The sequence below is a fragment of the Micromonospora sp. L31 genome (assembly GCF_052068075.1).
GTDB lineage: Bacteria > Actinomycetota > Actinomycetes > Mycobacteriales > Micromonosporaceae > Micromonospora > Micromonospora purpureochromogenes.
The window spans coordinates 165,591-192,102 of the sequence record NZ_JBQHDC010000001.1; the positions used below are offsets into that span (position 1 = coordinate 165,591).

Annotated in this window: 27 protein-coding genes; 21 read left to right on the forward strand and 6 right to left on the reverse strand. The window is 73.7% G+C overall.

Annotated features, from left to right (window positions below; all coding sequences use genetic code 11):
• Positions 1-32 precede the first annotated feature (32 nt).
• Both ACTMS9_RS00820 and ACTMS9_RS00825 read right to left on the reverse strand, forming a co-directional pair.
• Positions 33-1,709, reverse strand: coding sequence for a GTPase (locus ACTMS9_RS00820; protein WP_441163878.1), 1,677 nt, complete (start codon positions 1,707-1,709; stop codon positions 33-35).
• A complete protein-coding gene (locus ACTMS9_RS00825; RefSeq protein ID WP_441143459.1) occupies positions 1,706-3,547 on the reverse strand; it encodes an ABC transporter in 1,842 nt (613 codons plus the stop codon). The genes ACTMS9_RS00820 and ACTMS9_RS00825 overlap by 4 nt, the downstream gene beginning before the upstream one ends.
• Positions 3,548-3,755: 208 nt before the next feature.
• Between ACTMS9_RS00825 and dnaK the strand changes: the two genes are divergently transcribed.
• From dnaK to ACTMS9_RS00850, 5 genes are all read left to right on the forward strand, one after another.
• Positions 3,756-5,615: a molecular chaperone DnaK gene (dnaK, locus tag ACTMS9_RS00830; RefSeq protein ID WP_179802551.1), complete on the forward strand. Its 1,860-nt coding sequence runs from the start codon at positions 3,756-3,758 to the stop codon at positions 5,613-5,615.
• A 48-nt stretch (positions 5,616-5,663) separates the two neighbouring features.
• The gene (grpE, locus tag ACTMS9_RS00835; RefSeq protein ID WP_441163879.1) at positions 5,664-6,413 is read left to right on the forward strand and encodes a nucleotide exchange factor GrpE; all 750 of its coding nucleotides are present in this window, start codon (positions 5,664-5,666) and stop codon (positions 6,411-6,413) included.
• A gap of 82 nt (positions 6,414-6,495) precedes the next feature.
• The gene (gene dnaJ, locus ACTMS9_RS00840; protein ID WP_441163880.1) at positions 6,496-7,683 is read left to right on the forward strand and encodes a molecular chaperone DnaJ; all 1,188 of its coding nucleotides are present in this window, start codon (positions 6,496-6,498) and stop codon (positions 7,681-7,683) included.
• A 29-nt stretch (positions 7,684-7,712) separates the two neighbouring features.
• Positions 7,713-8,153, forward strand: a complete 441-nt coding sequence (locus tag ACTMS9_RS00845; RefSeq protein WP_088959533.1) for a heat shock protein transcriptional repressor HspR — start codon at positions 7,713-7,715, stop codon at positions 8,151-8,153.
• Positions 8,154-8,363: 210 nt separating this feature from the next.
• Positions 8,364-8,573, forward strand: a complete 210-nt coding sequence (locus tag ACTMS9_RS00850; protein WP_441143452.1) for a hypothetical protein — start codon at positions 8,364-8,366, stop codon at positions 8,571-8,573.
• Between the two features lie 104 nt (positions 8,574-8,677).
• Here the strand turns inward: ACTMS9_RS00850 and ACTMS9_RS00855 are convergent, their stop codons facing one another.
• The 3 genes from ACTMS9_RS00855 to ACTMS9_RS00865 form a co-directional block, all read right to left on the reverse strand.
• Positions 8,678-9,109: a hypothetical protein gene (locus tag ACTMS9_RS00855; protein ID WP_210777139.1), complete on the reverse strand. Its 432-nt coding sequence runs from the start codon at positions 9,107-9,109 to the stop codon at positions 8,678-8,680.
• 173 nt (positions 9,110-9,282) lie between these two features.
• Positions 9,283-10,488 carry a cation:proton antiporter gene (locus ACTMS9_RS00860; protein ID WP_350794671.1) on the reverse strand — a complete coding sequence of 402 codons (1,206 nt, stop codon included), beginning with the start codon at positions 10,486-10,488 and terminating at the stop codon, positions 9,283-9,285.
• 5 nt (positions 10,489-10,493) lie between these two features.
• On the reverse strand, positions 10,494-10,994 hold the full coding sequence (locus tag ACTMS9_RS00865) for a cation:proton antiporter regulatory subunit (RefSeq protein ID WP_154940767.1): 501 nt from the start codon (positions 10,992-10,994) through the stop codon (positions 10,494-10,496).
• Positions 10,995-11,026: 32 nt separating this feature from the next.
• Between ACTMS9_RS00865 and ACTMS9_RS00870 the strand changes: the two genes are divergently transcribed.
• On the forward strand, positions 11,027-12,124 hold the full coding sequence (locus ACTMS9_RS00870) for a hypothetical protein (RefSeq protein ID WP_441143448.1): 1,098 nt from the start codon (positions 11,027-11,029) through the stop codon (positions 12,122-12,124).
• An 88-nt stretch (positions 12,125-12,212) separates the two neighbouring features.
• Here the strand turns inward: ACTMS9_RS00870 and ACTMS9_RS00875 are convergent, their stop codons facing one another.
• The gene (locus ACTMS9_RS00875) at positions 12,213-13,349 is read right to left on the reverse strand and encodes an epoxide hydrolase family protein (protein WP_441163881.1); all 1,137 of its coding nucleotides are present in this window, start codon (positions 13,347-13,349) and stop codon (positions 12,213-12,215) included.
• An 82-nt stretch (positions 13,350-13,431) separates the two neighbouring features.
• Between ACTMS9_RS00875 and ACTMS9_RS00880 the strand changes: the two genes are divergently transcribed.
• The 15 genes from ACTMS9_RS00880 (at position 13,432) to ACTMS9_RS00950 (ending at position 26,499) form a co-directional block, all read left to right on the forward strand.
• On the forward strand, positions 13,432-14,073 hold the full coding sequence (locus ACTMS9_RS00880) for a TetR/AcrR family transcriptional regulator (protein ID WP_441163882.1): 642 nt from the start codon (positions 13,432-13,434) through the stop codon (positions 14,071-14,073).
• Between the two features lie 85 nt (positions 14,074-14,158).
• Entirely contained in the window at positions 14,159-16,750 is a 2,592-nt protein-coding gene (gene clpB / locus ACTMS9_RS00885) for an ATP-dependent chaperone ClpB (RefSeq protein WP_441163883.1), read from the forward strand.
• A gap of 152 nt (positions 16,751-16,902) precedes the next feature.
• A complete protein-coding gene (locus tag ACTMS9_RS00890) occupies positions 16,903-17,283 on the forward strand; it encodes a hypothetical protein (protein WP_441163884.1) in 381 nt (126 codons plus the stop codon).
• Between the two features lie 58 nt (positions 17,284-17,341).
• Positions 17,342-18,268 carry a hypothetical protein gene (locus ACTMS9_RS00895; RefSeq protein WP_441163885.1) on the forward strand — a complete coding sequence of 309 codons (927 nt, stop codon included), beginning with the start codon at positions 17,342-17,344 and terminating at the stop codon, positions 18,266-18,268.
• Between the two features lie 124 nt (positions 18,269-18,392).
• On the forward strand, positions 18,393-19,022 hold the full coding sequence (locus ACTMS9_RS00900; protein WP_441163886.1) for a DUF4178 domain-containing protein: 630 nt from the start codon (positions 18,393-18,395) through the stop codon (positions 19,020-19,022).
• 2 nt (positions 19,023-19,024) lie between these two features.
• Positions 19,025-19,531 carry a DUF2617 family protein gene (locus ACTMS9_RS00905; RefSeq protein WP_441143434.1) on the forward strand — a complete coding sequence of 169 codons (507 nt, stop codon included), beginning with the start codon at positions 19,025-19,027 and terminating at the stop codon, positions 19,529-19,531.
• A complete protein-coding gene (locus ACTMS9_RS00910; protein ID WP_441143432.1) occupies positions 19,528-19,953 on the forward strand; it encodes a DUF4247 domain-containing protein in 426 nt (141 codons plus the stop codon). The genes ACTMS9_RS00905 and ACTMS9_RS00910 overlap by 4 nt, the downstream gene beginning before the upstream one ends.
• 31 nt (positions 19,954-19,984) lie before the next feature.
• Positions 19,985-20,407, forward strand: a complete 423-nt coding sequence (locus ACTMS9_RS00915; RefSeq protein WP_210777130.1) for a DUF350 domain-containing protein — start codon at positions 19,985-19,987, stop codon at positions 20,405-20,407.
• Positions 20,407-21,240: a hypothetical protein gene (locus ACTMS9_RS00920; protein ID WP_441163887.1), complete on the forward strand. Its 834-nt coding sequence runs from the start codon at positions 20,407-20,409 to the stop codon at positions 21,238-21,240. Before ACTMS9_RS00915 ends, ACTMS9_RS00920 begins: the two co-directional genes overlap by 1 nt.
• Positions 21,237-22,805: a polyamine aminopropyltransferase gene (locus ACTMS9_RS00925; RefSeq protein ID WP_441163888.1), complete on the forward strand. Its 1,569-nt coding sequence runs from the start codon at positions 21,237-21,239 to the stop codon at positions 22,803-22,805. The genes ACTMS9_RS00920 and ACTMS9_RS00925 overlap by 4 nt, the downstream gene beginning before the upstream one ends.
• 87 nt (positions 22,806-22,892) lie before the next feature.
• The gene (locus ACTMS9_RS00930; protein WP_441163889.1) at positions 22,893-23,825 is read left to right on the forward strand and encodes a hypothetical protein; all 933 of its coding nucleotides are present in this window, start codon (positions 22,893-22,895) and stop codon (positions 23,823-23,825) included.
• 73 nt (positions 23,826-23,898) lie between these two features.
• Positions 23,899-24,537, forward strand: coding sequence for a hypothetical protein (locus tag ACTMS9_RS00935; protein WP_441163890.1), 639 nt, complete (start codon positions 23,899-23,901; stop codon positions 24,535-24,537).
• Positions 24,538-24,546: 9 nt separating this feature from the next.
• Positions 24,547-25,359, forward strand: a complete 813-nt coding sequence (locus ACTMS9_RS00940; RefSeq protein ID WP_441163891.1) for an SDR family NAD(P)-dependent oxidoreductase — start codon at positions 24,547-24,549, stop codon at positions 25,357-25,359.
• A 165-nt stretch (positions 25,360-25,524) separates the two neighbouring features.
• Positions 25,525-26,064 carry an orotate phosphoribosyltransferase gene (gene pyrE, locus ACTMS9_RS00945; protein WP_088959511.1) on the forward strand — a complete coding sequence of 180 codons (540 nt, stop codon included), beginning with the start codon at positions 25,525-25,527 and terminating at the stop codon, positions 26,062-26,064.
• Positions 26,065-26,121: 57 nt separating this feature from the next.
• Positions 26,122-26,499, forward strand: a complete 378-nt coding sequence (locus ACTMS9_RS00950; protein ID WP_210777125.1) for an ArsR/SmtB family transcription factor — start codon at positions 26,122-26,124, stop codon at positions 26,497-26,499.
• Positions 26,500-26,512: the final 13 nt, after the last annotated feature.

Sequence of the window (26,512 nt, forward strand, 5' to 3'; positions counted from 1 at the left end):
GGCCGCGGGGACACCCGTGCCGAGGGCGGGCCTCACCGGGCCGCGTCGCGCAGCGCGTCCCTGGCCTGCCCGTACCGGTCGAGGACGGCCCGTACCGGGCTGAGGACGTACGTGTCGCCGACCTCGGCCACCGCGGCGGTGAGGCGCTTCTCGGCCCGTTGCCGGGCCCGCCGGGCCGCCCAGCGGATCACCGGCCGGGTCACCGCGGCCACCAGCAGCCCGGCGAGCAGGCCGCCGAGCAGCAGCAGGGCCGGCAGCGGCACCTCGCCCACCCGCGGGTACTCCAGGGCGGGCAGCCCGAGCGCGCGCAGCGCGTAGCCGAGCAGCAGCCAGCCGAGCCCGGCCAGCGCGGCGAGGGTGACCAGCCACTGGACGCCACCGACGAGCCGCCACCAGAGCGGCCGGCGGTCCATGCCCAGGTCGGTGCCGGCGATCGCCCGGTCCAGCGCGTCCGGCAGATCGTCGAGGCGCGACCGGGCGGCGGTGGTGACCGCGTCCGGCCAGGGCGCGGGCAGGTCGGCCCCGGAGCGGTCGCCGACCGCGCGGATGGCCAGCCCGAGGGCGGACCGCTGGGCGGCGGTCGGGTCGGGCACCGAGGTCGCGGCGACCAGGCTCTCCGCCGGCTGGTCGGCGGCCGGGCCGGGCAGGTGCAGCCGGCGCAGCGGATCCGGTCGCAGCCGGCGCCAGCCCCGGACGATCGGCCAGCCGGTCGTGCCGCCGGCCCGGTGCCGGTACGCCCCTTGAACGGCGTCGGCCACCGCCGGCACCCCGGCCGCGCCGGCCAGGGCCCGGTCCAGCGAGCGGACCGTGTCCTCGTCCGGGGCGTCGCGGGGGAGGTCCGTGACCACCAGCTCACCCAGCCCCGCCACGACGGCGTCCACGTCGCCGGAGAGCCGGCGTAGCGACGCCTGACGCTCGGCGACCGCCCGCTCGAGCGCCTCCCGTAGCCCCGTCAAGCCGCCTTCGTGGACCGCCGTGGTGGCCAGCAGCGGCACGCCGTCCAGCCCGTCGGCGTCGAGCAGCCGGCGCAGGTCGTCGAGGACCCGGGGCAGCTCGGTCGCGGACAGCCGGTCGGCCTGGTTGAGCACGACCAGGGTCACGTCCCGATGCCGGTGGAACTCGCGCAGGTAGCTGGTGTGGATCACCCGGTCGGCGTACTTCTGCGGGTCGACCACCCAGACCACCAGGTCGACCAGGCCGAGCAGCCGGTCCACCTCCAGCCGGTGGGACCGCTGCACCGAGTCGAAGTCGGGCAGGTCGAGCAGGACCAGCCCGTGCAGGCCGGTCTCGTCGTCGGCGTCCAGCGCGCTCTCCCGGACGAACCGGTGCCGGGGCAGCACGCCGACCCAGTCGAGCAGCCGGCTGGCGCCGTCGAGCGGGCCCCAGACGCAGGCGTGCGCCACGCCGGTGGTCGGGCGGCGCACGCCGACCGGGGAGAGGTCCAGCCGGGCCAGCGCGTTGAACAGGCTGGACTTGCCGCTGCCGGTGGCGCCGGCGAGCGCCACCACGGTGTGGTCGCGGGAGAGCGCCAGCCGGGTGCCGGCCCGCTCGACCAGGGTGTGCGCGGTGACCAGGCGGGAGTCCGGCACCTGGCCGTCCACGGCGGCCAGGAAGCGGCGTACCGCGTCGAGGCGGGCCACCAGGTCGTCGGCGTCCACCCGCTGCTCGCCCCGGAACGCCTCGCGCATCCGGCCGACGATGCCGGTCATCGGCGGTCACCGCCCGGGGCGGTCAGGTCGGGGCCGTCGCCGTCGGCCAGGCCGCTGCGGTGCCGGGCCACCTCGACCCGGGACGCGGCCCGGCGCAGCTCGGCCCCGGCGTCCGCGCCGGGCCGGGCCTCGTCGGTGCGCGTCAGGTAGCGCGCCGCCTCCTCGTCCAGCAGCGCCCGGACCCGGTCCAGCAGGTCGGCCCGGGCCTTGTTGGCGAGGGTACGCACGGCCTGGTCGCCGAAGATCGCCTGGAGCACGGTCTGCGCGGCGACGGTGGTGCCGGCCCCGGTCGCCACCTCCAGGCCGGTCGGGATGAACGCGGTCGAGGCGAAGACGGCGATCATGACGGCGAGGCCGGTGGCGTTGACCGCGTACGCGGCGGTGCGGGCCACGAAGCGCCGGTCGCCCCCCTCGGCCTTGACCAGCTCCAGCACCCCGCGCTGCCAGTCCCGGACCAGGCGCTCGGCCCGCTCCGAGAGGTCGTCGGAGGGGTGGGCCAGCCCCGGTTCGAGCAGCGCCGCCCCGGCCGGGTGCGCCTTCCAGGCGGTGTACGCGTGCTCGGCCGCCTCGGAGGAGACCCCGCGCAGCAGGGTGACCAGTTGGGACTCGATGGCGTTGCGCAGCTCGGTGGCGGGCGTGGCGGGGCGTCCGGTCATCGCGGCGACCACCCGGTCGCGCAGCCGGCCGATCCGCGCCTCCAGCGTCCGGAAGAACTCGCCGGTGCCGACGAACTCCTGCCACCGGGCCAGCACCTCGCCGCGGAGCAGCCGGCCGTCCTTGAGCCCCTCCTCCACCGTGCGGTGCGCACCCCGGTACGCGGCCCGGACCCGCTCGTCGAGCGCGTCGGCGGCGGCGACCTGCTCGTCGGCCGCCTCGGCCAGCGCCTCGACGGTCGGGTGCAGCGAGGCGAGCGCGCCGTCCAGCGTCTGCCGGACCACGGCGGCCCGGGCCTCGGCGTCGGCGGCCAGCCGGGAGAACCAGGCGCTCAGCGGCGCAGTGACCTTGTTCGGCAGCAGGCCCTGGCCGTCGACCCAGGTCTCGGGCAGGACGAACAGCGGCGCGGCGCCGAGATCCTGCGCGGCGAGCATCTCCGACAGGTGGGCGGCGATCTCGTCGGCGGCCTCCGGCGGCACCCGGTCGAGCACCATGGCGATGGCCGCGCCCCGGGCCCGGGCGCTGCGCAGCAGTTCCCAGGGGACGGCGTCGGCGTACCGGGCGGCGGTGGTGACGAAGAGCCAGAGGTCGGCGGCGGCCAGCAGCTGGCCGGCGAGGGCCCGGTTGGCGTCGACCACCGAGTCGATGTCGGGGGCGTCGAGGAAGGCCAGCCCGGCGGGGAGCGCGGGCGCGGTGACCAGGTGCAGGGCGCGCGGGTCCTCGCTCGGCTGGGTGGTGCGGGTGAGGCCGGGGAGCAGCTCGCCCTGGCGGAACCAGGCGGAGTCGGCCGGGTTGCAGACCAGCACCGGGGAGCGGGTGGTCGGGCGGAGCACCCCGGCGGCGCTCACCCGGGCCTGCACCAGGCTGTTGACCAGGGTCGACTTGCCGGCGCCGGTGGAGCCGCCGACCACCACCAGCAGCGGCGCGTCCAGCCGGGCCAGCCGGGGCAGCAGGTAGTCGTCGAGCTGGTCGGCCAGGGCCGAGGCGGTACGCCGGGCCGGCTCGGCCGACGGCAGGGTCAGCGGGAAGCGGGCGGCGTCGATCGCGGCCCGCAGCCCGGTCAGCGCGGCCGGGAGGCCGTCGGCGGTGGTGCCGGGGGCAGCCTCGGCGGCGTCCGGCGACCCGGTGCGGGCGGCGACGGGGGGCGCGCCGGACCGGGTGGCGGGATCGCCTTTGGTCGTCACCGCTAAAGCGTGCCCGACTGATGCAAGGGAAGACAACCGGACGGTAATAACGGTCGGGTTGCGTCGGGTCGGCTCAACCCCGACTTGCGGATTGCCGGCGGCATGGCACTATTGAGTCAAGTTCACTCAACTTATGGTGCGGTCGCTGCGGGCGGCCCGCCAGGCAGGCCCGTGACCTGCCTCAACGTTACGAAGCGAGGAAGCGAAGATGGCACGTGCGGTCGGTATCGACCTCGGCACGACGAACTCCTGCGTCAGCGTTCTCGAGGGCGGTGAGCCCACCGTCATCGCCAACGCTGAGGGCTCGCGGACGACCCCGTCGATCGTCGCGTTCGCCCGCAACGGCGAGGTGCTCGTCGGTGAGGTCGCGAAGCGCCAGGCGGTGACCAACCCCGACCGGACCATCCGGTCGGTCAAGCGGGAGATCGGCACCAACTGGTCCGTCGACATCGACGGCAAGAAGTACACCCCGCAGGAGATCTCGGCGCGGACGCTGATGAAGCTCAAGCGGGACGCCGAGGCGTACCTGGGCGAGCAGATCACCGACGCGGTGATCACCGTCCCCGCCTACTTCAACGACGGTCAGCGCCAGGCCACCAAGGAGGCCGGTGAGATCGCCGGCTTCAACGTGCTGCGGATCGTCAACGAGCCGACCGCGGCCGCCCTGGCGTACGGGCTGGACAAGGGCTCCAAGGAGCAGACCGTCCTGGTCTTCGACCTCGGCGGCGGCACCTTCGACGTGTCGCTGCTGGAGCTGGCCGAGGGCGTCATCGAGGTCAAGTCGACCAGCGGTGACAACCACCTCGGTGGCGACGACTGGGACCAGCGCATCATCGACCACCTGGTGAAGACCTTCCGTGGCGAGCACGGCATCGACCTGGGCCAGGACAAGATGGCCCTGCAGCGGCTCCGTGAGGCCGCCGAGAAGGCCAAGATCGAGCTGTCCGCCGCCACCACCACCAACATCAACCTGCCGTACATCACCGCCGGCTCCGCCGGCCCGCTGCATCTGGACGTGACGCTCAGCCGCGCCGAGTTCCAGCGGATGACGCAGGACCTGCTGGACCGCTGCAAGGGCCCGTTCGAGCAGGCCGTGAAGGACGCCGGGATCAAGATCTCCGACGTCGAGCACGTGATCCTCGTCGGCGGTTCGACCCGGATGCCCGCCGTGACCGACCTGGTCAAGCAGCTCACCGGCCGCGACCCGAACAAGGGCGTCAACCCGGACGAGGTCGTCGCCGTCGGCGCCGCCCTGCAGGCCGGTGTGCTCAAGGGTGAGGTCAAGGACGTCCTGCTGCTCGACGTGACCCCGCTGAGCCTGGGCATCGAGACCAAGGGCGGCATCTTCACCAAGCTGATCGAGCGCAACACCACCATCCCGACCAAGCGCTCCGAGGTCTTCACCACGGCGGACGACAACCAGCCGTCGGTGCTGATCCAGGTGTTCCAGGGTGAGCGGGAGATCGCGGCCTACAACAAGAAGCTCGGCACCTTCGAGCTGACCGGCCTCCCGCCGGCGCCGCGCGGCGTGCCGCAGATCGAGGTCGCCTTCGACATCGACGCCAACGGCATCGTCAACGTCCACGCCAAGGACCTCGGCACCGGCAAGGAACAGAAGATGACGATCACCGGCGGCTCCTCGCTGCCGAAGGACGACATCGAGCGGATGCGCCGGGACGCCGAGGAGCACGCGGAGGAGGACAAGCGCCGCCGCGACGACGCCGAGACCCGCAACGTGGCCGAGGCGCTCCAGTGGCAGACCGAGAAGTTCCTCGCCGAGAGCGGCGACAAGCTGCCCAGCGAGAACCGCGACCAGATCAACGAGGCCCTCGGCGAGCTGCGCGGTGCGCTCGGCGGCCAGGACATCGAGAAGATCAAGGCGGCGCACGAGCGGCTGGCGCAGGTCTCCCAGCAGGCCGGTTCGCTGCTCTACTCGCAGCAGGCCGAGCAGGGTGAGCAGCCGGGCGCGGCCGGCCCGGGCGCGGGTGCCGGTGCCGCCGGCGGCCCGCAGGCCGGTGGCGCCGACGACGTGGTCGACGCGGAGATCGTGGACGAGGACAAGAAGTGACGGTCCGTCCCCGATCCGGACTCACGGTAGAGAAAACGAGGTAGTCGCATGACGGAGAAGCCACGAGCCGCCGACCCGGGAGCCACCGGGTCGGTGCCGGGTGGCTCCGCGCCCGCCGAGCAGGCCGCCGGCGACGGGCCGCGGGTCGTCATCCGCAACAACCGCAAGATCGGCAAGACCGAGGAGGCGCCCGCCGCCGCCGACGCCGGGGCGGACGTCCCGGCCGAGGGCCTGGTGGAGGAGGCCGAGGTCGTCGTCGACGAAATCGAGGTCGAGACGGTCGACGGTCCGGTCCCGGCCGGTCCGCCCGTGGTGGACGCCCCCGCGCAGCCGGTCGCCGGCGGCGTGGTGGGTGCCACGCTCGGCGCCGAGCTGGAGGCCCTCCGGGCCGAGCTCGACGAGCGGACCCGGGACCTGCAGCGGGTGTCGGCGGAGTACGCCAACTACCGCAAGCGGGTGGACCGCGACCGCGGTCTGGTCCAGGAGCAGGCGACCGGCTCGGTGCTCGCCGCGCTGCTGCCGATCCTGGACGACCTGGACCGGGCCCGCGAGCACGGCGACCTGGTCGGGCCGTTCGGCACGGTGGCCGAGCAGCTCACCACCGCGCTGGGCAAGTTCGGGCTGACCCCGTTCGGGGAGCAGGGCGACCCGTTCGACCCGACCCGGCACGAGGCGGTCGCGCACCAGACCTCGGCCGACGTGGACGAGCCGACCTGCGTCCAGGTGATGCGCCGGGGCTACCAGCTCGGGGAGCGGCTGCTGCGGCCCGCACTGGTCGCGGTCGCCGACCCGGAATAGTGGGGAACCATCCGGTCGCCCCGCCCGCCGTACGACGGCGGGTGGGGCGACCGGGCCACATCAGGCGGAAGGGGGTGGACCGGTGAGTTCCAAGGACTGGATCGAGAAGGACTACTACGCCGCGCTCGGCGTGCAGAAGTCCGCCTCCTCGGACGAGATCAAGAAGGCGTACCGGAAGCTGGCCCGGGAGTCGCACCCGGACCACAACCCGGGTGACCCGAAGGCCGAGGAGCGGTTCAAGACCGTCTCCGAGGCGTACGCGGTGCTCGGCGACGAGGCCAAGCGCCGCGAGTACGACGAGATGCGTTCGCTGTTCGGCTCTGGCGCGTTCCGGCGCGCCCGGGGGGCCGGGCAGCCCGGCGGGGTGCCGTTCGACGTCTCCGACCTCTTCGGCGGCGGTGGCGCCGGTGGCGCCGACACCCGGTTCGGCGGGGGTGGCTTCACCGACCTGTTCAGCTCGATCTTCTCCGGCGGTGGCGGGGCCGGTGGCCCGGCTCGTCCCCGCGGCCCGGCGCGCGGCCGGGACGTGGAGACCGAGGTGGCGCTCGACTTCGACGACGCGGTACGCGGGGTGACCGTCCCGCTGACGCTGCGCGCGCCGGGAGTCTGCGACACCTGCCACGGCGACGGCGCGAAGCCGGGCACCCGGCCGAAGGCCTGCCCGGTCTGCCACGGCGCCGGGGTGACCACCCGCAACCAGGGGTCGTTCAGCTTCTCCGAGCCGTGCCGCACCTGCCAGGGCGTGGGCACGGTCGTCGAGGAGAAGTGCCCGGAGTGCCAGGGCACCGGCGGGGTGACCAAGACCCGCACGCTGAACGTCCGCTTCCCCGCCGGGGTGGCCGACGGCCAGCGGATCAGGCTGGCCGGCCGTGGCGAGCCGGGTGAGCGGGGCGGCCCGGCCGGTGACCTCTTCGTGCAGGTCAAGGTCCGCCCGGACGAGCTGTTCGGTCGTACCGGGGACGACCTCACCCTGACCGTGCCGATCACCTTCGCCGAGGCGGTGCTCGGCACCGACCTGCGGGTGCCCACCCTCGACGGCGCGGTGACCCTGCGGGTGCCGCCGGGTACGCCGTCCGGGCGGGTGCTGCGGGCTCGGGGCAAGGGCGTGGTGCGGCGCGACGGTCAGGCCGGTGACCTGCTGGTCACGCTGGACGTGGTGGTGCCGGCGGTGGTGTCGGACGAGGCGCGAGCGACGCTGGAGTCGTTCGCCGAGCAGACTCCGCCGGCGGCTCGGGAACATCTCGACGCGCGGGTGCGTCGGGTCGGTTGACCGGTGGATCGGGTGCGGAGGTGAGCGGGATGTCGGGCGATTTCGTCGGTTCGGGTGACCCTGCCTACGAGGCCAAGGTGCTGATGATCTCGGTCGCGGCGCGGATGGCGGGGATGCACCCCCAGACCCTGCGCCAGTACGACCGGCTGGGCCTGGTGCAGGCCGGCCGGGCGGCCGGCGGTGGGCGTCGCTACAGCGTGCGTGACGTGGTGCTGCTGCGCGAGGTGCAGCGGCTCAGCCAGGACGACGGCATCAACCTGGCCGGCGTGAAGCGGATCATCGGCCTGGAGCGGCTGCTGGAGCAGGCGCAGCAGCGGGTGGCCCGGCTGGAGGCCGAGCTGGACGCCGCGTACCGGCGGATCGCCGAGCTGGAGTCGCTGGGCGGCTTCCCGCGCGGCGACCTGGTGCCCACCAACCGCACGTCGACGGCGCTGGTTGTCTGGCGTCCCCGCCGTACCCCGGACCGCTGAACCTCCGGCCCCGCCCGGCCCGATGGCCGGGGCGCGGCCGTCCACGCCCCGGTCCGGGTCCCTCGCGCGACCCGGACGCGGGACCGCTGACCGGCGCCGGGCGTTTCACCGCTGCCAGTTCGCGTTTCTCCGGCGACGGTCGGACCCCTTGGGTTAGCCTCAGAACCAGGTCCAACCAACTCAATCCGGACTCCGATGGCAGGGGGAGCCATGGCGGAATCGGCGAAGAAGGTTGCCCAGCAGACGGAGGGCCGGCTCGACAAGGTGGCCGAGAACGTCCGGCAGGGGTTCGACCGGGTGACCAAGGGTCGCTTCAGCGACGAGATCAAGAACGGCCGGTTCAGCGACCAGGTCGACCACGGCATCGACCAGGGGCGGGTCGAAGCGAGACGCCGGAAGCAGGGTGGATCGGAACGCTGACGATCCGCCGACGTGCGGGCCGGGACCCACGGGGGGTCCCGGCCCGTTCGCCTCGTCGAGGAAGAGTGGGCACGGGGCCGCCCGCGGCGCGCCGGCCGCTGGCGTCAGCCGATCCGGCGGTTCTCCCGGACCAGGCCGCCCTCGCACCAGTCGTGGTAGACGAAGAGGTCCTGCCGGGCCAGCAGCACCCGGCTGTTGTGCGCCCAGTTGCGCATCAGCTCGTCGCCCTCGCGCTCGGCCTGCTCGACCAGCTTGCGGAAGCGGCGCTTCGGGTGGGCGCGGAAGTTCGTCCGGATGCCGTCCGCCGCGTAGATGTAGAGGCAGTGCAGGGCGAACCGGCGGGCCGGGCAGGCCGGGTCCATCGCCAGGTCGAAGAGGGTGAGCACCAGGTGGTCGCCGGCGACCAGCAGGTCCCAGTCGGGCGGCATCGAGGCCAGCGGCACCGAGTCCGGGTGGTAGGCCCACGCCCGCAACTCCGTCGGCGACGGGTCGACGGGGTTGGCGAAGCCGTGGAACGTCGGATCCTGCACGCTCACCGGCAACCTTCCGCTTACGCCCGCGGGGCGCTACCGGCCACCCGCGGACCCCTGGCTCATTGGGGCAGAACGGTAACCGTCGCCGGTGGGCTGGCGGAAGAGCTTGTCGGGAGCAATTCGACAACGGGCGGACCGGCCGGGTCAGCCGTACGGCCGACCCGGCCGGGGCACGCTCAGTCGGTGGTCGGCACCGGTTCGGGCCGGCGGATCGTGGCCCGCCGCCGCAGCCAGACCTTGAACCAGCCCATGTCGGGCAGCCGCGCCAGCATCGGCCCGGTCACCACCGTGATCAGCACGTACGCCGTGGCGAGCGCCGCCAGCCTGGGCTCGACGGTGCCGGCGGCGACGGCCAGTCCGGCGATGACGATGGAGAACTCACCGCGCGGCATCAGCGCGAAGCCGGCCCGCCAGCGACCGGGCTCGGCGATGCCCGCCCGGCGGGCCGCCAGGTAGCCGGTGAGCAGCTTCGTCCCCATGGTCACCACGGCCAGGGCGAGCGCCGGCAGCAGCACCGGCGGCATGTCCCGGGGGTCGGTGACCAGGCCGAAGAAGACGAAGAAGACCGCCGCGAAGAGGTCCCGCAGCGGGGAGAGCAGCTGGGTCGCGTGGTGCGCCACCGGCCCGGAGAGCGCGATGCCGACCAGGAACGCGCCCACCGCCGCCGACACCTGGAGCTTGGCCGCGACGCCGGCGACCAGCAGGGTCAGCCCGAGGACGCCGAGCAGCAGCGCCTCCGGGTCCTTGGCGGACAGCGCCGAGGAGATGAGGTGGCCGTACCGGATGGCCACCACCAGGACGACGACCACGGTGAGCACCGCGATGCCGAGGGCGATGCCGCCCTTGACCAGCCCGACGCCGGCCAGCAGCGCGGTGACCAGCGGCAGGTAGAGCGCCATGGCCAGGTCCTCGATGACCAGCACGGAGAGGATCACCGGGGTCTCCCGGTTACCGACCCGGCCCAGGTCGCCGAGGACCTTGGCGATCACGCCGGAGGACGAGATCCAGGTGATGCCGCCGAGCACCACGGCGGCCACCCAGCCCCAGCCGAGCAGCAGCGCGAACGCGAAGCCGGGCAGCGCGTTGAGCAGCGCGTCGATCAGCCCGGCCGGCGCGGCGGAGCGCAGGTTGCCGACCAGCTCGTTGGCGCTGTACTCCAGGCCGAGCATGACCAGCAGCAGGATGACGCCGATCTCCGCGCCGACGGCGAAGAACTCCTCGCTGGCGTTGAGCGGCAGCAGGCCGCCGTGGCCGAAGCCCAGGCCGGCGAGGAGGTAGAGGGGGATCGGGGAGACCCCGAACCGCCGGCTGAGCCGACCCAGGAGCCCGAGGAGCAGCAGCAGCGCGCCGACCTCGACGAGCAGTGTGGTGGTTTCGTGCATCCGCCTCAGCCGTCCGGGTCACTGTCGGCGAGGATGGCGGTCACTCCGTCGAGACCCTGGCGGGTACCGACCACGACCACCACGTCACCGGCCGCGAAGCGGAAGGTGGGATCGGGTGAGACGTTCACCTCGCCCTGGCGGAGCACCGCCACGATCGAGGCGCCGGTGCGGGTGCGTGCCTTGGTGTCGCCCAGCCGCTTGTTGACGTACTTCGAGCCCGCCGGGATGGCGATCTGCTCGGTGAGCAGCCCGGCCGCCTGCTCGCGCAGGCCGGAGAGCTGGCCCAGCATCAGCGACGCGCCGAGGATGTCGGCGAGCGCCTCCGCCTCGTCGTCGGTGAGCGGGATGTCCGCCTGGCAGGCGTCGGGGTCGTCCGGGTCGTACAGGACGAGGTCACGGCGGCCGTTGCGGTGGGAGACGACCCCCAGCCGGCGGCCGGATTCCGTCACCAGGTCGTGACGCACGCCGATTCCCGGTAGGGCAGTCTGTTCGACACGTACTCGCACCCGGGCAAGGCTACCCTGCCGAGGAGGCGCCCATGATCGATCGAGTGCTCCGCCCGATGGTCGCCCTGCTGGCCGTCCCGGCGCTGGTGGCGTGCTCGGCGATCGGGGACATCCGCCGCGATCCGCCGGCCCGGTCCGCCGCGCCGTCGCCGACGGCCGCGCCCGTGCCGGCACCGCCGCCGTCCGCCGGCTTCGACGAGGTACGCGCCGGCCGGGTCGCCGTCGCCCAGCGGTACGACGACCCGTTCGTGGAGTTCTCCGACGCCGCGCACGGCTGGGCGCTCTTCGCCAGCTGCGACGGCGGCCCGCCGGACCGGAACTGCCCGGCGCTGCTCTTTTCCACGCTGGACGGTGGCCGCTCCTGGCTGACCGTGCGCCACCCGCGCCCGGTGGCCGACAACCAGCAGCTCCACACCGCGCCGGGACTGGTGACGCTGCTGGCCGAGCCGCACGGCTGGTACACCTCGACCGACGGCGGTGCGAGCTTCGTGCGGACCGACGGGGAGCCGCCCGCCTGGCGGGCCGCGCAGGGGCGGTTCCAGGTGATCGAGGCGACCGGCCGGGTGGGCGAGTGGGACGGTGCGGCGCTGCGCCCACTGACCGTCCAGCCGCCCGTGCCGGGGCTGAACACCGTCGCGTCCTCCGCCGACCTGCTGGTGGCGGCGGGGGTGGGCGACGAGGGCCCGTCCGCGGCGGTCTCCACGGACCGGGGTCGGAGCTGGCAGCGGACCCCGGTGCCGGCGCCCGCCGGGGCGGTTGCCGTCCTGCGGGCGAAGGTCGCCCCGGACAGTCAGGTCTGGCTGGTGGGTGAGCGCCCGGACCGGATGGACTTCCCGGCGCTCTGGCGGTGGCAGGGGCGGTGGGAGTCCGTCCCGGCGCAGTCCTACCCCTCCCGGATCGTGTCGGTCGCTCCGATCGGCGCCGGGCGGGTCGCGGTGACCGGCCCGTACGGTGCCGGCGCGGTGATCGACGGCCGGTACACCCCGGTCGCCTGGCCGGTCGGCCCGGAGCACTACCTGACCACCCTCGCCGACGGCACCGTCTTCGCCCGTGGGTCGACGGACGTGGTGCTGGGCACCGGCGTCGGCACGGACCGGCGGTGGGTGCGGGTGACCGTCGAGGGCGACTGACGGGCGAGCGTTCCGCACCGGTCGGCCCGGCGAGCGGACGACGCGGCCCGGCCGGGGATCCCCGACCGGGCGTACGGCTGCCGCCGGCTCAGCGGAGCGCGGCGAAGAACTCCCGGAGGTCGGCGACCAGCACGTCGGTCGCCTCGTGCGCGGCGTAGTGCCCGCCCACGTCGCCGCGCCCCGCCACGTCGGCCTGGTGCGCCGTCCAGCGCACGATGTTCCCGTGGTCCCGCTCGGCGAAGCGGCGGATCGACTGGAAGTCGCCGGGGAACATCGCCAGCCCGGTCGGGGTGGTCGTCGGCCCGGTGGTGTGCTCGGTGGTGTGCGCGTCCTCCCAGTAGAACCGCATCGACGAGGCCGCCGTGCCGGTGAGCCAGTAGATCGCCACGTTGGCCAGCACGAAGTCGGGGTCCAGGCTCCGGTCGAAGAGCTGACCGTTCCAGGCGAGCAGGCCGACCGGCGAATCGGCCAGCGCGAACGCCAGGGTCTGCGGCTGCTGGCTCTGCACCTGGTTGAAGGAGAACTTGTTCTCGAAGAACCACGTCAGGTGGGCGAGCGCCGCCTGGTCGGCCTCGGAGAGCCCCTGGAACTCGCTCGGGTCCCCGGAGGGGAACGAGAAGAGCTGGGTGACGTGGACGCCGAGCACGTGCTCGGGGTCGATACGGCCGATCTCCGGCGAGATCATCGAGCCGGCGTCGTTGCCGACCGCGCCGTAGCGGTCGTAACCGAGCCGGGCCATCAGCTCCGCCCAGGCCCGTGCGGTGCGGTACCGGTTCCAGCCGGGGCTGCGGGTCGGCCCGGAGAAGCCGAAGCCCGGCAGCGACGGGATGACCAGGTCGAACGCCGGCGCCGCGGGATCGGTGGGCTCGGTGAGCGGGCCGACGACGTCCAGGTACTCCACCACCGAGCCGGGCCAGCCGTGGGTGAGCACGAGCGGGGTGGCGTCGGTGCGGGACGACCGGACGTGCAGGAAGTGGATGTCCTCGCCGTCGATCTCGGTGACGAACTGCGGGTGGGCGTTCAGCCGCGCCTCCACGGCCCGCCAGTCGAACCTCTCCAGCCAGTACGTCACCAGCTCGCGGACCCGGTCGGTGGTCGTGCCGTAGGCGTCGCCGACGCCCGGGAGCTCCCCCGGCCAGACGGCCCGGCGGAGCCGGCCGGCGAGGTCGTCGAGGGCGGTCTGCGGGATGTCGACGCGGAACGGGCGGATGGCGGTGTCGGACATGCGCTGCTCCTCAGAACGGAATGTTTCGTTCCGTTCGACCATAGCAGAGCGGAACGATCCGTTCCACTGTTATCCTCGGGTCATGCCGAACCCGACCGACACCCCGCCGCTCGCCGGGAGGCGCGCCCAGGCGGCGCGCAACGACGCGGTGATCCTGGAGGCTGCCCGCGCGGTCTTCCTCGCCGACCCGAAGGCCCCGATCGCCGCGGTCGCCGAGCGCGCCGGCGTGGGGATCAGTGCCCTCTACCGGCGGTACGCCGGCAAGGAGGACCTGCTGCGCAGGCTCTGCCACGACGGCCTGCGGCGGTTCATCGAGGCGGCCGAGGAGGCGGCCGGCGACCCGGACGACTGGTCCGCCTTCGCCGGCTTCCTGGAGCGCGTCGTCGATGCCGACGTGCACTCGCTGACCGTGCACCTGGCCGGTACCTTCACCCCGACGCCCGAGATGGGTCGGGACGCGGCGCGGGCCAACGAGCTCACCGCGGCGCTGGTGGAGCGGGCGCGGCGTGCCGGGCGGCTCCGACCCGACGTGGTGGTGCAGGACGTCGGGCTGCTGCTGGAGGGGTGTGCGGCGATCCGCGTACCCGATCCGGAGCGGACCCGGCAGCTGCGCCGGCGGCAGCTCGCGCTGCTGCTGGCCGGCCTCGCCGTCACCGATCCCCCGCTGCCGGGGCCGCCGCCCGCCGCCGGGGAGTTCGACTGGCGGTGGCGGCGACCCGGGTGACCCGGGTCACACACTTGGAGTTGAGCGGAATAGGCTCAACTCTGGTTTCGTCCTTACTGGCGGACACGCCGATCCAGGGGAGCCCATGAACACGGAACGCCTCACCACCAAGAGCCGCGAGACCATCACCGGTGCCGTCGCGCTGGCGAACCAGCGCGGTCACGCCACCGTGGAGCCCTGGCACCTGCTGCTGGCCCTGCTGGACACCGACGGCTCTACCGCCGCCGGCCTGCTGCGCGCCGTCGGGGCCGACCCCGCCGAGCTGCGCCGGGTCGCCCAGCGCTCGGTCGACGCGCTACCCGCCGCCCGGGGCTCCAGCATCGCCGAGCCCACGCTGGCCCGCGAGTTCGTCAACGCCATCGGCGCCGCCGAGCAGATCGCCCGGCCGCTCGGCGACGAGTACACCTCGACCGAGCACCTGCTCGCCGGCCTGGCCCGGGTCGGTGGCGCGGTCTCCGGCGCGCTGAAGGGCGTCGGGGCCACCGAGGAGAACCTGGTGGCCGCCTTCCCGACCGTCCGGGGCGGCGACCGTCGGGTCACCACCGCCGACCCCGAGCAGACCTACCAGGCCCTCGCCAAGTACGGCGTCGACCTGACCGCCAGCGCCCGGGACGGCAAGATCGACCCGGTCATCGGCCGGGACTCGGAGATCCGCCGGGTGATCCAGGTGCTGTCCCGCCGGACCAAGAACAACCCGGTCCTCATCGGCGAGCCGGGCGTCGGCAAGACGGCGATCGTCGAGGGGCTGGCCCAGCGGATCGTCGCCGGCGACGTGCCGGAGTCGCTGCGCGACAAGAAGCTGGTCTCGCTCGACCTCGGCGCCATGGTCGCCGGCGCGCAGTACCGGGGCCAGTTCGAGGAGCGGCTGAAGTCCGTCCTCGAGGAGATCAAGAACTCGAACGGCCAGGTCATCACCTTCCTCGACGAGCTGCACACCGTCGTCGGCGCCGGCAAGGGCGAGGGCTCGATGGACGCCGGCAACATGCTCAAGCCGATGCTCGCCCGCGGCGAGCTGCGAATGGTCGGCGCGACCACGCTGGACGAGTACCGCGAGCACATCGAGAAGGACCCGGCGCTGGAGCGCCGCTTCCAGCCGGTGCTGGTCGGCGAGCCGACCATCGAGGACACCATCGGCATCCTGCGTGGCCTCAAGGAGCGCTACGAGGTGCACCACGGCGTACGGATCACCGACGCCGCGCTGGTCGCCGCCGCCGCCCTCTCCGACCGCTACATCACCGACCGGTTCCTGCCGGACAAGGCGATCGACCTGGTCGACGAGTCGGCCTCCCGGCTCCGCATGGAGATCGACTCCCGCCCGGTGGAGGTCGACGAGATCGAGCGGGCCGTACGCCGGCTGGAGATCGAGGAGATGGCGCTGGCCAAGGAGCCCGACGCCGCCTCCGCCGAGCGGCTGGAGCGGCTGCGCAAGGAGCTGGCCGACAAGCGCGAGCAGCTCACCGCGCTGTCCGAGCGCTGGCAGACGGAGAAGAGCCACATCACCAAGCTCTCCACCGCCAAGGAGGAGCTGGAGCGGCTCGGTGGCGAGGCCGAGCGGGCCGAACGCGACGGTGAGCTGGAACGCGCCGCCGAGCTGCGCTACGGCCGTATCCCGGCGCTCAAGACCGAGCTGAAGCAGGCCGAGGAGGAGCTGGCCCGGCTCCAGGCCGACGGCGCCATGCTCAAGGAGGAGGTCGGCGCGGACGACATCGCCGCGGTGGTCGCCTCCTGGACCGGCATCCCCGCCGGCCGGCTGCTGGAGGGGGAGACCGCCAAGCTGCTCCGGATGGAGGAGTCGCTGGCCTCCCGGGTGGTCGGCCAGGCCGAGGCGGTGGGCGCGGTCTCCGACGCCGTCCGCCGGGCCCGGGCCGGCGTCGCCGACCCGGACCGCCCGACCGGCAGCTTCCTCTTCCTCGGCCCGACCGGCGTCGGCAAGACCGAGCTGGCCAAGGCGCTCGCCGAGTTCCTCTTCGACGACGAGCGGGCCATGGTCCGCATCGACATGAGCGAGTACGGCGAGAAGCACTCCGTCGCCCGCCTGGTCGGCGCCCCGCCCGGGTACATCGGCTACGAGGAGGGCGGCCAGCTCACCGAGGCGGTGCGCCGCCGGCCGTACTCGGTGATCCTGCTCGACGAGGTGGAGAAGGCCCACCCGGACGTCTTCGACATCCTGCTCCAGGTGCTCGACGACGGCCGGCTCACCGACGGCCAGGGCCGCACGGTGGACTTCCGCAACGCGATCCTGATTCTCACCTCCAACCTCGGGTCGTCGGTGATCAGCGACCTGACGCTGGCCGAGGAGCAGCGCCGCGAGGGGGTCCTCGCCGTGGTCCGCTCGCACTTCAAGCCGGAGTTCCTCAACCGCCTCGACGACATCGTGGTCTTCGCCGCGCTGCTCGGCGACGACCTGCGCTCCATCGTCGACATCCAGCTCAACCGGATGCGGCGGCGGCTCGCCGACCGGCGGCTCGGCCTGGAGATCACCGAGGCGGCCCGTGGGTGGCTCGCCGAGCACGGCTACGACCCGATCTACGGCGCCCGCCCGCTGCGCCGCCTGGTCCAGACCGCCATCGGCGACCAGCTCGCCAAGGCCCTGCTCGCCGGGCAGATCCGCGACGGCGACACCGTCCGGGTCGACCTCGCCGACACCAAGGACGCCCTGACGGTCACCCCGGCCTGACCCACCCGCACCACCCCACGACGGGCCCGCCTCCCGGCGTGCCCGTCCCCGCCCCGGTGATCAAGAGGTTTGCGTCGGCGGAACCGTGCCTGCTGACGCAAACCTCTTGATCAGGAGGGTGGGGGTTGGCGGGACGGGGAAAGGATGGGGGCATGTTCGGGATCGGGAAGAGCAGGGACCGGGAGCTGGACGCGGCCGTCAAGGAGCTCGCCGGGGCGGACACGCTCGCGTTCGGCGGGGTGGGCATCGCGGGCACGCTGCTGCCGGTCACAGAGGCGTACCGGCGGGTCGAGGAGGCCCTCCACACGCACCCGGACGAGGCGCGGGACAAGGTCGACTGGCTGCTCCGGCACGGCTCGCCCGCCGGGAAGGCGTACGCGGCGACCCTGCTGGAGCGGGTCGACCCGGCGGCGGCCCGGGAGGCCTGGGCGTCGCTGCGCGACGACAAGGGCGAGTTCACCACCTTCACCGGCTGCGTGATGGGCAACGCCAGCCTGCCCGGGTACGCCACCGAAAGGCTGGCCGGACGGTAGGCCGGAGTCCGGCCGAACGGGGCTGCGGCAACCGGTCGACGCCCCGTAGCTTCCCCGCATGACTCAGGACGCCGGCGCGCCGGCCCGCCCACCGCGCCCCACCGCCGTCACCGTCGCCTCCTGGATGCAGATCGCCGCCGCCGTCGTGCTGCTGGCCCTGCTCGGCCTGGTGATCTGGCAGGCGATCGAGTGGAACGGCGAGATCGACCGCGCGGCGCGGCTGGTGCCCGACGCCGATCTGGACGAGGTCTCCGGCGAACGGTTCGGCAACATCGTCATGTCCTGTGTGCTCGGGGTGCCCGCGCTGCTGCTCGCCGCCGGGCTCCTCGCCACCGCGCGCGGCGTCCGTCGGGGCAGCAACGTCGCCCGGATCCTGGTCTTCGTGGCCGGCGGCCTGCAACTGCTGGCCACCTGCGCGCAGGGCGGATTGTCGGTCCTGTTCATCCCCTTCCTCTTCGCCCTCGGCGGCCCCGAGGAGGAGTGGGACTCCGACATCCCGGCCGAGTTCATGCCGGAGGAATCGGGGTTCATGCGGGAGCTCTACGGCGACGGGTCCGATCCGACCGGCGACATCCTCTTCGGCGCCGGCAGCCTGGGGACGCTGCTGGTCGTCGGCCTCACCCTCACCGCGGTGGTGCTGCTGGCGCTGCCGTCGGTGCACCGCTGGTTCGTGCCCCGCGCCGCCGAGCAGGCCCGCCCGGCACCGCTCAACCCGCCCTACCCGCCCGCCTTCCTGCTGCCGCCCGGTTACATGCTCTGCCCCGACCCGCGCGCGCACGGCCTGCCGCCGCAGCTGACGCCGGCCGCGCCCATGCCGGCCGCGCCGACTCAGCCCGCCACGCAGCCGATGCCGCCCCAGCCCATGCCGACCGCACCCGCCCAGCCCGCACCCGCCCAGCCCGCGTCCGCCACCCCGCCGCAGCCCGCACCGGACGCACCGCCGGCACCGGACGCGCCGGACGCCGGACCGAAGCCGGGCAGCTGAGCTGGCGGTCCCACCCCCTCCACACCGGGACGCTGAGTGACTGGTCGCTCACTCAAGCCGGGCGTGTTTCCCCAGGTGCGCGGGGTTGTTACCGTCTCCGCCGACGCGTGGGGAGGCGGTCGGGGTGGACGGTTCGGTGGCGTACCTGGTGGCGGCGGTGGGGTGTCTGGTCGGGGTGGCCGGGGTGGTGATCGCCGTGGTCGCCCTCGCCCGGCAGCGGAAGAGGACCGGACCGGCGGCACCGGGCGACCCGTTCCGGGACACCGACGCGGACGCGCTCCGGGGTGACCCGCGCAAGCTCAAGCCCGGCGACATCGTCGAGATCCGGCAGGTGTCGTACGCGATCCGCGGCTCGGTGCACCTGGTCGAGGGCGCCTGGAGCTGGGCCGAGCACCTGCTGGACGACGCCGGTGGGGCCAAGCGCTGGCTCTCCGTCGAGGAGGACCCGGACGTGGAGCTGGTGCTCTGGACCGCCGAACCGGGGGCCACCGTCACGCCGGGTGCGCCCATCCTCGACTTCGCCGGCCGCCGCTACTCGTGGGAGGAGTCCGGGCAGGCCCGCTACTCGGCTACCGGCACCACCGGCCTCGACCCGACGGGCACCGTCCGCTACCACGACTACCGGGCGCAGGGCGGGGCCCGGCTGGCCTTCGAGGCGTACGGGGAGGCCGGCTGGGAGGTGGCCGTCGGTGAGCCGCTGCACCGCTCCGAGGTGATGGTCTACCCGCAGGCCGGCCCGGACAAGGTGGACTGACCATGCTGGTCCGCATCGACACCCCGTACGTCGACACCAGCGCCGCCGATCTCGGCCTGGCCCTGGGTGACCCCGAGCTGCCGGCCCTGGCCGTCCGCGAGATCGACCTGCCCGGCGGCGTCCGGCTGCGGCTGCGCCTGCTCGGCGCCTCCCATCAGGTCGTCCTGCCCACCCCGACCGGTGGGCTCACCGAGACGGTGGCCTGCCTGCCGGGTCGGCCACCACACCTGCCCGGCACGCTGCACGACGAGCCGAACGGCTACCGGTTCACCGCCACGGTGCTCCGGCCGCCCGCCGGTGAACTGCGTGCCCGCGTCGCCGCGCTCCGCGCCGAACTGACCGACGACCCGTACGCGCTGGTCGGGGTCTTCCCCGGCGACCCGGACGCGGTCACCGCGCTGGCGGTACGGCCCGATCCGCCGGACGGGTCGGTCGGCTGGCGGACCTGGCACGCGTATCCCCAGACCAACGAGCTGGTCCTGACCGAGACGGTGGTGGCACTGCGATGACGTACCGGCGCTGGTTCGTGGTGGGGGTGGGGTTCGCCGTCATCGGCGCCCTGGTCGCCGCCTTCGCGATCTTCTACGGTAACTTCTCGCCCCGCGGTTACGTCGAGGACCGGTACACCCGGGCGACCAGCCAGGACATCGGCGGCGAGGCGGTCGCATACACCTCGGACAAGACCCCGAGCCAGGTGGCGCAGGACGTGACCGAGGCCTGGCAACCGGCCGACCAGTACGTCGACGGCAGCGGCGTCTACCTGCGCTACGACGACGACTCGGTGGTGATCCTGCCGATCGCCACCGGCTCGGTGATCCTCCTCGAAAGCCTCCGCACCGCCTACCCGCGCTACCACTCCACCGTGGGCAGCCACTGGGGCTGGGGCCGGGGCAGCACCGTCCGGGGTGGCGGCCCCGGCAGCGGCAAGTAGCCCGACCCGAACGACACCCCTGGAGTCCCCTGTGCAGACCCTGGTCACCGATCTGCTGGTCACGCTCGCCTACGGCGTGGTCGGCGTCGTCCTGATGGCCGTCGGCTACGTCCTGGTCGACGTGGCCACTCCCGGCAAGCTCCACGAGCTGATCTGGACCGAGCGCAACCGCAACGCCGCGCTGCTGCTCGCCTCGAACCTCGCCGGCGTGGGCGTCATCGTGGTCGCCGCGATCGCCGCCAGCGCCGACGACTTCGTCCTCGGCCTGGTCGGCGCCGCCGCGTACGGAATCCTGGGCCTGGTCATCATGGCCGCGGCGTTCCTGCTGCTCGACGCGGCGACCCCGGGCCGGCTCGGCGAGATCCTGGTCGACCCGGAGCCGCACCCCGCGGTCTGGGTCTCCGCCGTCGTCCATCTCGCCACCGGCGCGATCATCGCCGCCGCGATCAGCTGATGACCGCCGCGAAACGGCCGGGCGCCGCCGGGCGCTCGGCGACCACCGGCGCGAAGAGCCCAGCGAAGAGCGCGGAGATTCCGGTGTGGAAGCAGGCCCTGATCTGGGTGGGCCTGCTGGGCACTGTCGCCGCCTGCACCGTCGGGGCGATCGTCAACGGCGACGACGGGTCCGACATCGTGCCGCCGCCGACCGCCCAGGAGCGCGGCGACACCGTGCCGATCCTCCAGCGCTCCACGGCCAGCCAGGGCGTCTGCTACGGCTGGGAGCTGACGGACTACTTCGGCTACGGCGACCCGGTCAGCGTCGGCTCCAACCTCGGCGACGGGGTGGCGGTCGAGGACAACCCGGCCTGCCCGCGCTGGCTGCAGGTGAGCGTCCGGATCTACTACCCGTCGGAGAGCAGCGAGAGCGACGACAACGCCTACGTCGACGTCAACGGATCCAGCGACTTCTCCGCGGCGGAACTGCTGCGCATCGCGGACGGCCTGGGGCGGCTCGGGGTCACCGAGAAGGTCTTCATCGACGATCCGGGCTGGGCCGTCCCCCGGGCCGCCGTGATGCTGCCGCTGCTCGCCGCCGAGGCGGGGGCGGTCGAGCCGGCCGCCACGCCGGCCCCGGCCGCGGCGGAACCGTCGCCGCTGCCCGACCCCGGCAGCGACCTGTGGCGGGACCGCTGGGGCTACCTGCTCGCCGCCGGTGGCCTGCTGCTGGTCACGGCGCTGCTGGTCACCGTCGGAGTCGCGCAGGGCCGCCGGCAGCGCCGGGGAGGCGGGCCCGCGAAGCGCGCCGGGGCGGAGACGGCGGCGACGCGTACCCCGGAGCGGGCGTGACCACCGATGCGCCGCCACGGCCGCGCTGGCGGGCGGCCCGGGCGGGGGTCCTGCTGGCGGTCTTCGTCTGCGCGGCCTGCGGCCTGGTCTACGAGCTGGCCCTGGTCGCGCTCGGCAGCTACCTGATCGGCGACGCGGTCGGGCAGGCCTCGATCGTGCTCGGCGTGATGGTCTTCGCGATGGGCGTCGGTGCGCTCGCCGCGAAGCCGTTGCAGTCCCGGGCCGCCGCCGCGTTCGCCGTGGTCGAGCTGACCCTGGCGCTGCTCGGCGGGCTCTCGGTGCTCGGCCTCTACGCCGCCTTCGCCTGGCTGGACCTCTACGGCCCGGCGCTGGTCGGCACCGCGTTCGTGCTCGGCCTGCTGATCGGCGCGGAGATCCCGCTGCTGATGGTCATGCTGCAACGCATCCGCGAGCAGTCCGCCGGCAGCGCCGTGGCCGACCTGTTCGCCGCCGACTACGTCGGGGCACTGCTCGGCGGGCTGGCCTTCCCGTTCCTGCTGATACCGGTCTTCGGCCAGCTCAAGGGCGCGCTGGTGGTCGGCGCCGTGAACGCGGTGGCCGGCCTCGCGCTGGTCTGCACGGTGTTCCGGGCGGAGCTGAGCCGCCGGGCGCGGGTCGCGCTCGCCGCCGGCTCCGTCGTGGTCGCCCTCTGCCTGGGGTACGCCTGGATCACTGCCGCCGACTTCGAGCTGACCGCCCGGCAGCAGCTCTACCGGGACCCGGTGGTGCACGCCGAGCGCAGCCGCTACCAGGAGATCGTGCTCACCCGGTCGGTGCGGGAGGTCGGGCACGCCGACGCCGACCTGCGCCTCTACCTCAACGGCGACCTGCAGTTCAGCTCGGTCGACGAGTACCGCTACCACGAGGCACTGGTGCATCCCGCCATGCGCGGCCCGCGCGGCGAGGTGCTGGTGCTCGGGGCCGGCGACGGGCTCGCCGTCCGGGAGATCCTGCGCTACCCGGACGTCCGCCGGGTGACCGTGGTCGACCTCGATCCGGCTGTGGTGGCGCTGGCTCGCGCCGAGCCGCAGCTGCGCCGGCTCAACGGTGACGCGTTCACCGACCCCCGGGTGCGGGTGGTCAACACCGACGCGTTCGGCTGGCTGCGTACCGCCATGGAACGGTTCGACGTGGTGGTGGCCGACCTGCCCGACCCGGACGAGACCGCCACCGCGAAGCTCTACACCGTCGAGTTCTACGCGCTGATCCGGTCGGCGCTCGCCGAGGGCGGGCGGCTGGTGGTGCAGTCCGGGTCGCCGTACTTCGCGCCCCGGTCGTACTGGTCGATCGAGGCGTCGGTACGCGAGGCCGGCTTCGCCACCGTGCCGTACCACGTGGACGTGCCCTCCTTCGGCGACTGGGGTTTCCTGCTCGCCACCGCCGGGGTGACCCCGCCCGCGCTGGAGTTGCCGGCGGACGCGCCGCCGCTGCGTTTCCTGGACCCGTCGGTGCTGCGGGCGGCGGCCGCCTTCCCCGCCGACCGGGCCCGCCTGGACGTCCCCGCGTCCACGTTGCTCCAGCCCAGGGTGCTGGAGTACGCCCGCGCGGAGTGGCGCGGCTACTGACCCCGTCGCCGGCCGCCGGCTATTTGGTGCGCGCGCGGCTGGGCCGGAGTGGATACGGTGTGGGCGCGATCTAGGGGAAGGAGAATCGTGGTCGATTCCCAGCACACACCGGCCCGCGTCCGGCCGGCCGTGGTGACGATTTCCAGCTATCTGCTGATTCTGTTCGCGCTCATCCAGGTGATCAACCTGATCATCGCGCTCACCACCATCGGCACCATCCGCGAGGTGATGGACGAGGCCTACCGCGGCACCTCCGCCAACGGGGTGCAGGGGGTGGCGGACTTCGCCGTCGCGTTCAGCCTGGGCGGCGCCATCGTGGGGCTGCTGCTGGCCATCGTGCTCGCCGTACTCGGCCTGTTCAACAACCGGGGCGTGAACGGCACCCGGATCACCACCTGGGTGCTCGGCGGCCTGATGTTCTGCTGCTGCGGCCTCGGCACGGCCGGCAACGCCGCCGGCGGCCTCACCGCCGGCGGTGGCGCGCCGACCGACGGTGACGTCCCGAGCGCCGAGGAGGTGCAGCGCCGGCTGGAGGAGGCGCTGCCGTCCTGGTACGGGCCGGTCACCACGCTGCTCGCGGTGATCGCCCTGCTCGCCCTGCTGACCGCGCTGATCCTGCTCGCGCTCCCCAAGGCGAACGAGTTCTTCCGCAAGCCGCAGCAGGTCTGGGAGCCGCCGGTCCCCGGCGCCGCCTACCCCGGCCAGCCGAGCTACCCGGCGACCCCCGGCTACCCGGCCACCCCGGGCTACCCGCAGGCGGGCTATCCGCCCGCGCAGCCGGGCCAGCCCTCGGCCCCCGGCCAGCCCGGTTACCCGCCGGCCCCCGGCTACCCGGCCGCGCCGGACCAGCCGCCGCCCGCCTCGCCGTGGCAGCCGCCGTCGGCCCCGTCCTCGCCCTCGTCGGACGCGCCCGCCGCGCCGCCGGCCGGCCAGCCGGAACAGGGTGGACCGGCGCAGGGACAGGACCGGCCGGGCGGGGACGTCCCGCCGTCCGACCCGACCCGCCCGACCGGCAGCTGACGGGCCAGTACGAGCGACGCCGACGATTCCCTCCGAGTAGGTTGCAAGCCGACGCCTACCGGAGGGAATCGTCGTGTCGTACCCGGATCAGGCCCCGGCGCGTCGGCCCGCCGCCGTCACGCTGGCCGCGGCGGTGCTCGGGCTGATGGCCCTCGCCGCCGGGGCGTACGCCGTCGCGGCGCTGCTCGCCCTCGGCGGCACGGTGGACCGGTTCCGGTCGGCCGCCGCCGTTACCACCGCAGGCCCGGACGACGTCGGCGGCGTGGTCACCCTGCTGCGGGTCACCACGATCCTCTCGGCGGTGCTCACCGTCCTGGTCGGCCTGCTGCTGGTCGGTCTCGCCGCCGGGTTGCTCGCCGGCCGCCGGGGCGCCCGGGTGACGACCTGGGTGGTCGCCGGGCTGGGGCTGCTCTGCGGCTGCTGCGGCCTGGCCGTGCTGGTCGGTCAGCGGGCCCGCCCGCTGCGGACCGACGAGCAGAGCACCGCCGAGCTGCTGGGCCTGCTTGGCGGCGCCTACCCGTCCTGGTGGCTCCCGCTGAACGCGGCCCTTTCGGTGGGCCAGGTGCTCGGCTACCTTGTGGTGGCCGTGCTGCTGGCGCTGCCCGCGGCGAACGGCTGGTTCGGCCGCGCCCGGCCGACGCCGCCCCCGCCACCGGCGCCGCTCCCGTACGGCCCGTACCCGCCCCCGCAGGCCCCGCCGCCGTCCCGCTGAGGAGCGCCCGTGACGTCCGAGACCCCGGCCACCGAGCGACGGGCGCTGGTCACCGGCGCCACCGCCGGCATCGGCGAGGCGTTCGCCCGCCGGCTCGCCGCCGACGGGTGGCAGCTGGTGCTGGTGGCCCGGGACGCCACCCGGCTCGCCGAGGTGGCCGCCGACCTGACCGCCCGGCACGGTCACCGGGTGGAGACGCTCTCCGCCGACCTGTCCACCGACGACGGATGCGCGGCGGTGGAACGGCGGCTGACCGACGCCAACGCCCCGGTCGAGCTGCTCGTCAACAACGCCGGGCTCAGCCTCAACCGGCCATTCCTGCGGTCCACCGTCGCCGACGAGACGCGGTTGCTGCGGCTCAACGTGCACGCCGTCATGCGGCTCACCCTGGCCGCCCTCGGTCCGATGGCGGATCGACGAAACGGGATAGTGATAAATGTCTCTTCCGTTGCCGGTTTCGGTCCGGTGATGCCCGGTTCGACGTACCCGGCGAGCAAGGCGTGGGTGACGAGCTTCAGCGAATCCGTCGACCTGTCGGTGCGCCCGGTCGGCGTACGGGTGATGGCGCTCTGCCCCGGCTACACCGCCACCGGCTACCACGAGCGCAACGGCATCGACATGTCCGGCACGCCCCGCTGGATGTGGCTGCGGGCCGACGACGTGGTCGACGGCGCCCTGCGTGACCTGCGTAAAGGCAAGCAGATCAGCGTCCCGGACTGGAAGTACAAGCTCGCCGTGGCCGGCCTGCGGCACGCGCCGCGGCGGTTGCTGCGGATGGCCTACCGGGATCGCCGGGGACGGGTCGAGTCGACCGACGGCTGACCCGCGCTGCCCCGGCCGGTGCCGTCACGGCGGCGCCGGCAGGGTACGGGATTCCAGCGTGGTCGCACAGCGTAGCCGTCCATCGCCACCCATCGGTCGCCCGCGAGGCTGACCCGGGTGGACCCCACATCCGGCGCACAGACTCGCGCAGTACCCTCTATCGCCATGGGGCACCGCGACGACCTGCGTAAATTCATTTCCGACCTGGCTGTGGTCCACGGCCGGGTGGTGCTCTCCTCGGGCCGCGAAGCGGACTGGTACGTCGATCTGCGCCGCGTCACGCTGCATCACCAGGCTGCACCGCTGGTCGGTCGGGTGATGCGCGAGCTGACCGCGGACTGGGACTATGAGGCTGTCGGCGGGCTGACCCTCGGCGCGGATCCGATCGCGATCTCGATGCTGCACGCCGCGGCGGAGACCGATCGACCGTTGGACGCGTTCGTGGTTCGCAAGGCGGGAAAGGCGCACGGTCTGCAACGGCGGATCGAGGGGCCTGAAGTGGCCGGTCGGCGGGTACTTGCTGTGGAGGACACCTCGACGACGGGCGGCAGCGTGTTGACCGCCGTCGAGGCGCTGCGCGAGGCCGGGGCGGAGGTCGTTGGTGTGGCGGTTATTGTTGATCGAGGAGCCGGGGACGCCGTACGTGCCGCCGGACTGCCGTATCGGGCGGCCTATACGTTGGCTGACCTCGGCCTTGTGGCGTAAAAATTTGCCGATTCGGATCTGCTGATATGCAGGCGGATCGATGCTGCTGGTGGAAGGATGGAATACGTGGGAACTGCGTTGGCTGAAATGACCATGCCTCAGATCTCGCCGCTTGCCGGCGAGCCGATCGAACGTGCCGATGCCGAGCGGCTGGCGGGGGTCCTCAAGGCCCTTGCCGACCCCGCCCGGCTCCGGCTGCTCAGCCTGATCCAGTCGGCCCCCGAGGGCGAGGCGTGCGTCTGTGACCTGACGGCGCCGCTCGGCCTCTCGCAGCCGACGGTCAGCCACCACCTGCGTATCCTCACCGAGGCCGGCTTGCTGGAGCGGGAGAAGCGCGGTGTGTGGGCCTACTACCGGCTGGTGCCGGCCGCGATCGCCACGATCGCGGATCTGCTGACCCCGCCGCGCAAGCGGGCCACCAAGAAGGCCCGCTGACCCGGTGTCCGCG